The organism is Variovorax sp. FG153 (assembly GCF_057809595.1).
Map to the genome: position 1 here is coordinate 23,471 of NZ_JBMDKG010000072.1, position 9,609 is coordinate 33,079.

The window sequence follows — 9,609 nt, forward strand, 5'->3', positions numbered from 1 at the left end:
GCCCGCGCGCGCCCTCGCCCAGAGGGGAAAGCACCCGCGCGGCGCCCGCCCTCACCCGCCCCGATCTCCCCACGGCACTGGCCCGCAACTTGCAAACTCGGCCGAAAATGACAGAAAATTTTCTTAACTGACTTATATTTGTAAATCAGTTTTCAAATTTGCACCGTTCCGGCGCCCTTCCGAACCCCATGAGCACCAACGTCGACCCTCCAGGCACCACCGTGGCCCAGCGCATCGCGCAGGCCCTGCCGCGGCTGTCCCGCTCGCACCGGCAGGTGGCCGACTACGTGCTCGAGCATCCGCTGCAGGTGGCCACGCTGCCGATCGACGAGCTGGCCACGGCGGCCGGCGTGTCGGTGGCCACGGCCAACCGCTTCGCGCGCGCGCTCGACTTCGACGGCTACCCGGCCTTCCGGGCCGAGCTGGTGCGCGGCTTCGAGCCGCTGGTGGCGCCGGTCGAGCGGCTGCGCGGCAACCTCGAGCGGCCGACCACGGTGTCGGAGGTGTTCGCCGCGGCGCTCGAGGAGAGCCGCCGCAACATCGACGCCACGCGCCAGTCGCTCGACTACGCGGCCTGCGAGGCGGCGGTGGAACGCATCGGCAAGGCGCGCTCGATCTACATCGGCGGCTTCGGCGCCAGCGCCTGGCTCGCGGGCCTGCTGCAGCACGGGCTGGACAGCAGCTGCAGCGACGTGCGCCTGCTCTCGGGCGTGAGCGGCGTGACCCATGCCGCGCGCACGCTGATGCATGCGGGGCCGCAGGACGTGTTCATCGGCGTGACCTTCCCGCGCTACCTCACCGACACCATCGCGCTGGCGCAGATCGCGCGCGGCCAGGGCTGCGCGGTGCTCGCGCTGACCGACCGGCCGAGCTCGCCGCTGGCGCCGCTGGCCGACGTGGCGCTCTATTGCCAGACCGAGACCAGCTACCGCCCCAACTGCGAGACCAGCGTGCTCGCGCTGATCGAGGCGCTGACCAGCGCCGTGGCGCTGCGCGCGCCGGGCGCGGTGCAGTCGGCGGGCCGCATCCTGCAGGCGGTGCGGCCGTGGCTGCATGGGGGCAACGGGCCACGCACGAATGGAGCGAACGGCGCGAACCCGCAGGCCACGCCGCCCGCAGACAGCACCCCGAAGAAAAAGACTTCCCGATGAACAGCCCCACCCAGAACGACAACGCCTCCACCCCGCGCGTGCCCGTGATCGCCATCCATGGCGGCGCCGGCACCATCAGCGCGGGCACCACCACGCCCGAACAGGCCGCGGCCTACCACGAGGCGCTGCGCCACATCGTGGCCACCGCCCAGGCTGCGCTGCTGCAGGGCGCCTCGGCGCTCGACGCCACCTGCCTCGCGGTCGAGCTGCTCGAGGACTGCCCGCTGTTCAACGCCGGCCACGGCGCGGTCTTCACCCATGACGAAACCCACGAGCTCGACGCCGCGGTGATGGACGGCGCCACGCTCGCCGCCGGCGCGGTCGCGGGCGTGTGCCATGTGCGCCGCCCGGTGCGCCTGGCGCGCGCGGTGCTCGAGGACGGCGCGCACGTGCTGCTCGCCGGCGCCGGGGCCGAAGCCTTCGCGCGCGAGCGCGGGCTCGAGATGGTCGAGCCCTCGTACTTCTCGACCGAGGCGCGCCGCCAGCAGCTGCACCGCGTGCGCGACACCGGCCGCGTGGTGGTCGACCACGAGGGCGCGGCCATGACCCATGCCCCGCTCGACGAGGACCGCAAGTTCGGCACCGTCGGCGCGGTCGCGCTCGACATGCACGGCCACCTGGCCGCCGCCACCTCCACCGGCGGCATGACCAACAAGCGCGTGGGCCGCGTCGGCGATTCGCCGCTGATCGGCGCCGGCACCTATGCCGACGACGCCACCGCCGCGGTCTCGTGCACCGGCAGCGGCGAGATGTTCATCCGCATCGCCGCCGCGCACGACCTCTGCGCGCGCATGGCCTACGCCGGCGCCACGCTCGAAGCCGCCGCCCACACGGTGGTGATGAAGTCGCTCTCGGCCATCGGCGGCACCGGCGGCCTGATCGCCGTCGACCGCCACGGCAACCTCGCGCTGCCCTTCAACACCGAAGGCATGTACCGCGCCCATGCGCGCGGCCGCGAGACCCCGAAGACGGCGATCTTCGCCTGACGCCACAGCTTCCCTTTTCGACCGCCATGTCCGCTGCGACCTCCCTCCCCCCTCTGCCCAACCTTCCGGAAGGCCGCGTGCTCGCGGTCGACGATCTCAGCGTTCGCTTCACCACCTCGGAGCGCACGGTCGATGCCGTGAAGAAGCTGTCCTTTCACGTCGACCATGGCGAGACGCTCGCGGTGGTGGGCGAATCGGGCTCGGGCAAGTCCGTGACCTCGCTCGCGCTGATGCGCCTGGTGGAGCACGGCGGCGGCCGCATCCTCGACGGCCGCATGGCGTTTCGCCGCCGCAACGGCGAGGTGCTCGACCTGGCCCAGGCGCGCGACCACACGATGCGCGGCATCCGCGGTGCCGACATCGCGATGATCTTCCAGGAGCCGATGACCTCGCTGAACCCGGTGTTCACCGCGGGCGACCAGATCGCCGAGGCCATCCGCATCCACCAGGGCAAGAGCAACGCGGCCGCGCGCGCCGAGGCGCTGCGCATGCTCGAGCTGGTGCGCATCCCCGAGGCGCGCAACGTGCTCGACCGCTTCCCGCACCAGCTCTCGGGCGGCATGCGCCAGCGCGTAATGATCGCGATGGCGCTGTCGTGCAAGCCGCAACTGCTGATCGCCGACGAGCCGACCACCGCGCTCGACGTGACGATCCAGGCCCAGATCCTCCAGCTGATCCGCGAGCTGCAGCAGGAGATGCGCATGGGCGTGCTGTTCATCACGCACGACATGGGCGTGGTGGCCGAGATCGCCGACCGCGTGCTCGTGATGTACCGCGGCGACAAGGTCGAGGCGGGCCCGTCGGACACCGTGTTCGGCGCGCCGCAACACCCCTACACCCGCGCGCTGCTGTCGGCCGTGCCCAAGCTCGGCGCCATGCAGGGCACCGAGCTGCCGGCCAAGTTCGAGCTGCTGCGCACCGAGACCGGCGCGCAGGCCGAGCCCGGCACCCACACCGAGCCGCACGACACGGTGCGCGCCGAGGCCGGCCCGATCCTGCGCGTGCGCGAGCTGGTCACGCGCTTCGACGTGCGCAGCGGCGTCTTCGGCCGCGTGAAGCGGCGCGTGCATGCGGTCGAGAAGATCAGCTTCGACCTCTACCCCGGCGAGACGCTGGCGCTGGTCGGCGAATCGGGCTGCGGCAAGTCGACCACCGGCCGCTCGCTGCTGCGCCTGGTCGAGAGCCAGAGCGGCGCGATCGAGTTCGGCGGCCAGAACATCCGCGAGCTGCCCACGCGCGAGTTGCAGGCACTGCGCCGCAACATCCAGTTCATCTTCCAGGACCCCTTCGCCTCGCTCGATCCGCGCGTGACGGTGGGCTTCTCGATCATGGAGCCGCTGCTGATCCACGGCATCGCCAAGGGCGCCGAGGCGCAGCAGCGCGTCGACTGGCTGCTGCAGAAGGTGGGCCTGCCGCCCGAGGCGGCGCAGCGCTATCCGCACGAGTTCTCGGGCGGCCAGCGCCAGCGCATCGCGATCGCGCGCGCCCTGGCGCTGAACCCCAAGGTGGTGGTGGCCGACGAATCGGTGTCGGCGCTCGACGTCTCGATCCAGGCCCAGATCGTCAACCTGATGCTCGACCTGCAGCGCGAGCTCGGCGTGGCCTTCCTGTTCATCTCGCACGACATGGCGGTGGTGGAGCGCATCAGCCACCGCGTGGCCGTGATGTACCTCGGGCAGATCGTGGAGATCGGCCCGCGCCGCGCGGTGTTCGAGGCGCCGCAGCACGCCTACACGCGCAAGCTGATGGCGGCGGTGCCGGTGGCCGATCCCTCGCGCCGCCACAAGCAGCGCGCGCTGCTCGAGGGCGAGATCCCGAGCCCGATCCGCGCCGTGGGCGACGAGCCCGAGGTGCCGCCGCTGGTGCAGGTGGCGCCGGGCCATTTCGTGGCGCGGCATGCCATCGGCGGCGCCTTCTGACGCCTTCGAGTTTCTCTTTCGTTTTTCCGTCGCAGGGCCCCCTGCTTTTTTGTTCCTCCCTCTCTTTCACGAATCGACTGGAGTTCTTCCCATGAAGCCATCCTCTTCCTCCCTGCGATGGGCATCCGCGCTGCTGGGCCTGGCCGCGCTCGCCGCCTCGGGCTCGGCCCTGGCCGCCAAAGACGTGGTGCTGGCCATCGGCTATCAGCCCGAGACGCTGGACCCGTACAACACCAACACGACGATCACCACGGCCGTGACCAAGACCTTCTACGAAGGCCTGTTCCAGTTCGACAAGGACCTGAAGGTGCAGAACGTGCTGGCCGAGGGCTACGAGGTCTCGAAGGACGGCCTGGTCTACACCATCAAGCTGCGCAGCGGCGTCAAGTTCCACGACGGCACCGACTTCAACGCCGAGGCCGTGAAGTTCACGCTCGAGCGCGTGCTGAACCAGGACAACAAGCTGCTGCGCTACAACCAGTTCAACCGCGTGGGCAAGGTCGAGGCGCTGAACCCGACCACCGTGCGCATCACGCTGAAGGAGCCCTTCGGCCCCTTCATCAACTCGCTGGCCCATGCCTCGGCCGCGATGATCTCGCCGACCGCGCTCAAGAAGTGGGGCAACAAGGACATCGCCTTCCACCCCGTGGGCACCGGCCCCTTCGAATTCGTCGAATGGAAGCAGACCGAGGCAGTCAAGGCCAAGAAGTTCGACGGCTACTGGAAGAAGGGCTTCCCGAAGGTCGACACCGTGCAATGGAAGCCGGTGCTCGAGAACAACACGCGCGCCGCGATGATGCAGACCGGCGAGGCCGACTTCGCGTTCCCGATCCCCTACGAGCAGGCCGAGCTGCTGAAGAAGAGCGACAAGCTCGAGGTCGTGGCCTCGCCCTCGATCATCACGCGCTTCCTGGCCTTCAACATGCTGCAGAAGCCCTACGACAACCAGAAGGTGCGCGAGGCCATCGGCTACGCCATCAACAAGGAGGCGCTGGCCAAGGTGGCCTTCGGCGGCTATGCGATTCCCGCGCAGGGCGTGATGCCCCAGGGCGTGAAGTACGCCGAGAAGATGGCGCCCGTGCCCTACGACGTGAAGAAGGCCAAGGAACTGCTGGCCGAGGCCGGCTACCCGAACGGCTTCGAGTCGGTGCTGTGGAGCGCCTACAACAACACGACCAGCCAGAAGACCATCCAGTTCGTGCAGCAGCAGCTCGCGCAGGTCGGCATCAAGCTGCAGGTGCAGGCGCTCGAAGTGGGCCAGCGCACCGAGCAGGTCGATGCCTGGCCCGATCCCAAGACCGCCAAGGTTCGCCTGTACTACACCGGCTGGTCCTCGTCGACCGGCGAGGCCGACTGGGGCCTGCGCCCGCTGTTCGCCTCCGAGTCGTGGGCGCCGAAGCTCAACAACATGTCGTTCTACAAGAGCGAGGTGGTCGACAACGCGCTGGCCAAGGCGCTGGTGTCGGTGGACGAGGCCGAGAAGGCCGCGCTCTACAAGACCGCGCAGGAACAGATCCGCAAGGACCTGCCGCGCCTGCCGCTGGTGACGGAACAGAACCTGTCGGCGCATTCGAAGCGCCTGACGGGCGTGTTCGTGATGCCCGACGCCAACATCAACATCGACGCGATGTCGGTGGCGAACTGATCGCGGGTCTCTCCGTTTCCTGACTGACCGCGCGATGGCCGGCGGCACCCCGCCGCCGGCCGTTCGCGGCCCCTGCTCCCCATGCTGAACTACTTCCTCAAACGACTGTTGGGCCTGATCCCCACGCTGCTCATCGTGGCGGTGCTGGTGTTCCTGTTCGTCCACATGCTGCCCGGCGACCCGGCGCGCCTTGCCGCCGGCCAGGAGGCCGACGAGCAGACCGTGGCCATGGTCCGCGCGGAGCTCGGACTCGACAAGCCGCTGCCGCAGCAGTTCGCGAACTTCTTCACCCACATGCTGCAGGGCGACTTCGGCACCTCGATCCGCACGCGGCGGCCGGTGTCGACCGAGATCGCCGAGCGCTTCTTCCCGACGGTGATGCTGACCGTCACCAGCATGGTGTGGGCCGTGATCTTCGGCATGGGCATCGGCATCGTGTCGGCCGTGTACCGCAACCAATGGCCCGACCGCATCGGCATGACGCTGGCGGTATCGGGCATCTCCTTCCCGGCCTTCGCGCTCGGCATGCTGCTGATGCAGATCTTCTCGGTGCAGCTCGGCTGGCTGCCCACCGTGGGCGCGGCCACCTGGAAGCACTACATCCTGCCCTCGATCACGCTGGGCGCGGCCGTGGCCGCCGTGATGGCGCGCTTCACGCGCGCCTCGTTCGTCGAGGTGATCCAGGAGGACTTCGTGCGCACCGCGCGCGCCAAGGGCGTGCGCGAGCGCAGCGTGATCATCAAGCACTGCCTGCGCAATGCGCTGATCCCGGTGGTCACGATGATGGGCCTGCAGTTCGGCTTCCTGCTCGGCGGCTCGATCCTGGTCGAGGCGGTGTTCAACTGGCCCGGCCTCGGCCGCCTGCTGGTCGACGCGGTGCAGATGCGCGACTACCCGGTGATCCAGACGCTGGTGCTGCTGTTCTCGCTCGAGTTCATCCTGATCAATCTCGTGGTCGATGTGCTGTACGGCTTCATCAACCCGACCATCCGCTACAAGTGAGGCCGCCGCCATGACCCAAGCCACCGGCGTGCCTGCCGAATCCACCCTTCCCGCCGCCATGCCCGTGGCCGCGGTCCAGACCGCGGGCAAGGTCCGCACCCCCTGGGGCGAATGCTGGCGCCGCTTCAAGAAGCAGCCCGTGGGCATCGTCGCCGCCCTGTTCGTGCTGCTGCTGGTGTTCGTCGCCGTGTTCGCGCCGTGGATCGTGCCCTTCGATCCCGAGAACTACTTCGACTACGACATGCTCAACAGCGGCCCCTCGGCCACGCACTGGTTCGGCGTCGACCCGCTGGGCCGCGACATCTTCAGCCGCATCCTCGCGGGTGCGCGCATCTCGCTGATGGCGGGCTTCGTCTCGGTGCTGCTCGGCGGCATCGTGGGGACCGCCTTCGGCCTGCTCGCGGGCTACTACGAAGGCTGGTGGGACCGCATCGTGATGCGCATCTCGGACGTGCTGTTCGCCTTCCCCGGCATCCTGCTGGCGCTGGGCGTGGTCGCGATCCTCGGCAGCAGCATGACCAACGTGGTGGTGGCGGTGTCGGTGTTCAGCGTGCCGGCCTTCGCGCGGCTGGTGCGCGGCAACACGCTGGTGCTCAAGCAGCAGACCTACATCGAGGCCGAGCGCAGCATCGGCGCCTCGGACTGGACCATCGTCGTGCGCCACATCCTGCCCGGCACCATCTCCTCGATCGTGGTGTATTTCTCCATGCGCGTGGGCACCTCGATCATCACCGCGGCCAGCCTGTCCTTCCTCGGCATGGGCGCGCAGCCGCCCACGCCCGAATGGGGCGCGATGCTCAGCGAGGCGCGCGCCGACATGGTGACCTCGCCGCACGTGGCGCTGTTCCCCAGCCTCGCGATCTTCTTCACCGTGCTGGCCTTCAATCTGCTGGGCGACGCCCTGCGCGACGCGCTCGATCCGAAGATCGACCGGCAATGAGCGCGAACGCCCTGCCCCGCATCGGCGGCCTGCGCCCGGGTCCGCGCGACGCGATCAGCGACGTTGCCGGCGTGACCGTGGGCCACCGCACGCTCGCCGAGGGCCCGGTGCAGACTGGCGTGACCGTGATCCGCCCGCATGCCGGCGATCCGTTCCGCGACAAGGTGCCGGCCGCCGCCGTGGTGCTCAACGGCTTCGGCAAGAGCATCGGGCTCGTGCAGCTCGAGGAGCTCGGCGTGCTCGAGACCCCGATCGCGCTGACCAACACCTTCTCGGTCGGCACCGTGGCCGGCGCGCAGATCCGCGACTGCATCGCGCACAACCCCGAGACCGGGCGCTCGCTGCCGACCGTGAATCCGCTGGTGTTCGAGTGCAACGACGGCTTTCTCAACGACATCCAGCGGCTGGCCGTGGGCGAGGCCGACTACCAGCGCGCGCTGGCCGATGCCGGCGCGAATTTCGCGCAGGGTTCGGTGGGCGCGGGACGCGGCATGTCGAGCTTCCAGCTCAAGGGCGGCATCGGCAGTGCTTCGCGCCTCGTGCCGGTGGGCGAGGCTTCGCATACGGTGGGCACGCTGGTGCTCGCGAACTATGGGCGGCAGCCCGAGCTGCGGCTGGCGGGGCATGCGGTGGGCGAGCGCCTTGCCGCGCTCGTGGCCGAACGGGCCGTGGCGCCAGAGCCCGAGAAGGGCTCGATCATCGTCGTGGTCGCGACCGACGCGCCGCTCGATGCGCGCCAGCTGCGCCGGCTCGCGCTGCGCGCGGGGGCCGGGCTGGCGCGTACCGGCTCGGTCTTCGGGCATGGCAGCGGCGACATCGTGCTGGCCTTCTCGACCGCCTACACCGTGCCCGACCGCGCCGAACGCGCGATGCCGACCGTGGCGATGCTGCACGAGACGCAGCTCGACGGGCTGTTCCAGGCGGCGGCCGACGGGACCGAGCAGGCGATCCTGCATGCGCTGTGGCGGGCCGAGCCGGTGACCGGGCGCGATGGCAATCACCGCGCAGCGTTGGGCGAGCTGCTGTCCCCTTCTCTCTTTTCTTGATTTTTCTTGCTGGGTGCCCCCATGAAAGTGCTGATCTCCACCGATATCGAAGGCGTGGCGGGTGTCTATCACCCCGAGCAGACGCGGCAAGGCAATCCCGAGTACGAACGCGCCCGGCTGCTGATGGCGCAGGAAGCCAATGCGGCGATCGCGGGGGCCTTCGATGCGGGGGCCGACGAGGTGCTGGTGAACGACTCGCACGGAGGGTTTCGCAACATGCCGCCCGATGTGCTCGATCCTCGGGCTCGCGTGGTGCAGGGGAAGCCGCGCTATCTGAGCATGGTGGCGGGGGTGGAAGAAGACGTCGACGCTGTCTGCATGGTCGGCTACCACTCGCGGGCGCAAGGGCGCGGGATTCTGGCGCACACGATCAACAGCTTTGCTTTTGCGGGTGTATCTCTCGGTGGGCAGGAGCTGGGTGAGGCTGGGCTTTATGGGGCGTTGGCGGGGGAATATGGGGTGCCGGTGGTTATGGGCAGTGGGGACGATGTGTTCATTGCGGAGAACCGGCCGCTCTTTCCGCACGCGACCTTTGTCGAGACGAAGAAGGCTACGGGGAATACCAGTGGGGTTTCTTTGTCGCCCGAGAGGGCTCGTGAAGCGATTCGGGCTGGGGTTCAAGTTGCACTGTCTTCACGGGCCAAGGTTCTTCCGCTGGTGTTCGAAGGGCCGCAGACTGTGACTTTGAGGGCGCAGACTGCGGCGCTGGCGGATCTGTTTTGCCAGTGGCCGGCGTTTGAGCGGGTTGATGGAGTAACCCTGCGTTTCTTGGCTCCTGACGTCGAGGCTGCTGTTCGGATGTTGAACTGCTGCTCGGCGATGTCTTCGATGTTGCGCTGAGATTTGATCTTTCTTTTCTCTGCTTAGGCCGTTGGCCGGGTCTCGCCCCGGCGGGCGAGTCACTTTCTCTTGTCTCGCCA

8 protein-coding genes are annotated in these 9,609 nt (G+C 68.8%); all 8 read left to right on the plus strand.

Going from position 1 to position 9,609, the window contains the following annotated elements; all coding sequences use genetic code 11:
* Positions 1-188 precede the first annotated feature (188 nt).
* The 8 genes from ACODT0_RS40230 to ACODT0_RS40265 all read left to right on the plus strand — a co-directional run bounded on the left by ACODT0_RS40230 (position 189) and on the right by ACODT0_RS40265 (position 9,529).
* Positions 189-1,151 carry a MurR/RpiR family transcriptional regulator gene (locus ACODT0_RS40230; RefSeq protein ID WP_057591098.1) on the plus strand — a complete coding sequence of 321 codons (963 nt, stop codon included), beginning with the start codon at positions 189-191 and terminating at the stop codon, positions 1,149-1,151.
* Positions 1,148-2,137 (plus strand): isoaspartyl peptidase/L-asparaginase family protein, encoded by a 990-nt coding sequence (locus ACODT0_RS40235; RefSeq protein WP_489043862.1) that lies wholly within the window; start codon positions 1,148-1,150, stop codon positions 2,135-2,137. Before ACODT0_RS40230 ends, ACODT0_RS40235 begins: the two co-directional genes overlap by 4 nt.
* Positions 2,138-2,163: 26 nt before the next feature.
* Positions 2,164-4,056 (plus strand): dipeptide ABC transporter ATP-binding protein, encoded by a 1,893-nt coding sequence (locus tag ACODT0_RS40240; protein WP_489043863.1) that lies wholly within the window; start codon positions 2,164-2,166, stop codon positions 4,054-4,056.
* A 91-nt stretch (positions 4,057-4,147) separates the two neighbouring features.
* Positions 4,148-5,701, plus strand: coding sequence for a glutathione ABC transporter substrate-binding protein GsiB (gsiB, locus tag ACODT0_RS40245; RefSeq protein ID WP_057591101.1), 1,554 nt, complete (start codon positions 4,148-4,150; stop codon positions 5,699-5,701).
* Between the two features lie 81 nt (positions 5,702-5,782).
* On the plus strand, positions 5,783-6,703 hold the full coding sequence (gene gsiC / locus ACODT0_RS40250) for a glutathione ABC transporter permease GsiC (RefSeq protein WP_261205959.1): 921 nt from the start codon (positions 5,783-5,785) through the stop codon (positions 6,701-6,703).
* 10 nt (positions 6,704-6,713) lie between these two features.
* The gene (gene gsiD, locus ACODT0_RS40255; protein ID WP_057591103.1) at positions 6,714-7,643 is read left to right on the plus strand and encodes a glutathione ABC transporter permease GsiD; all 930 of its coding nucleotides are present in this window, start codon (positions 6,714-6,716) and stop codon (positions 7,641-7,643) included.
* Positions 7,640-8,689, plus strand: coding sequence for a DmpA family aminopeptidase (locus ACODT0_RS40260; RefSeq protein ID WP_479672389.1), 1,050 nt, complete (start codon positions 7,640-7,642; stop codon positions 8,687-8,689). Before gsiD ends, ACODT0_RS40260 begins: the two co-directional genes overlap by 4 nt.
* Before the next feature lie 21 nt (positions 8,690-8,710).
* Positions 8,711-9,529 carry a M55 family metallopeptidase gene (locus ACODT0_RS40265; RefSeq protein ID WP_489043864.1) on the plus strand — a complete coding sequence of 273 codons (819 nt, stop codon included), beginning with the start codon at positions 8,711-8,713 and terminating at the stop codon, positions 9,527-9,529.
* Positions 9,530-9,609: the final 80 nt, after the last annotated feature.

Bases quoted from the DNA above. Each gene is read 5' to 3' on its own strand.
- ACODT0_RS40230 (WP_057591098.1), top strand. From the start codon at position 189: ATGAGCACCAACGTCGACCCTCCAGGCACCACCGTGGCCCAGCGCATC.
- ACODT0_RS40235 (WP_489043862.1), top strand. From the start codon at position 1,148: ATGAACAGCCCCACCCAGAACGACAACGCCTCCACCCCGCGCGTGCCC.
- ACODT0_RS40240 (WP_489043863.1), top strand. From the start codon at position 2,164: ATGTCCGCTGCGACCTCCCTCCCCCCTCTGCCCAACCTTCCGGAAGGC.
- gsiB (WP_057591101.1), top strand. From the start codon at position 4,148: ATGAAGCCATCCTCTTCCTCCCTGCGATGGGCATCCGCGCTGCTGGGC.
- gsiC (WP_261205959.1), top strand. From the start codon at position 5,783: ATGCTGAACTACTTCCTCAAACGACTGTTGGGCCTGATCCCCACGCTG.
- gsiD (WP_057591103.1), top strand. From the start codon at position 6,714: ATGACCCAAGCCACCGGCGTGCCTGCCGAATCCACCCTTCCCGCCGCC.
- ACODT0_RS40260 (WP_479672389.1), top strand. From the start codon at position 7,640: ATGAGCGCGAACGCCCTGCCCCGCATCGGCGGCCTGCGCCCGGGTCCG.
- ACODT0_RS40265 (WP_489043864.1), top strand. From the start codon at position 8,711: ATGAAAGTGCTGATCTCCACCGATATCGAAGGCGTGGCGGGTGTCTAT.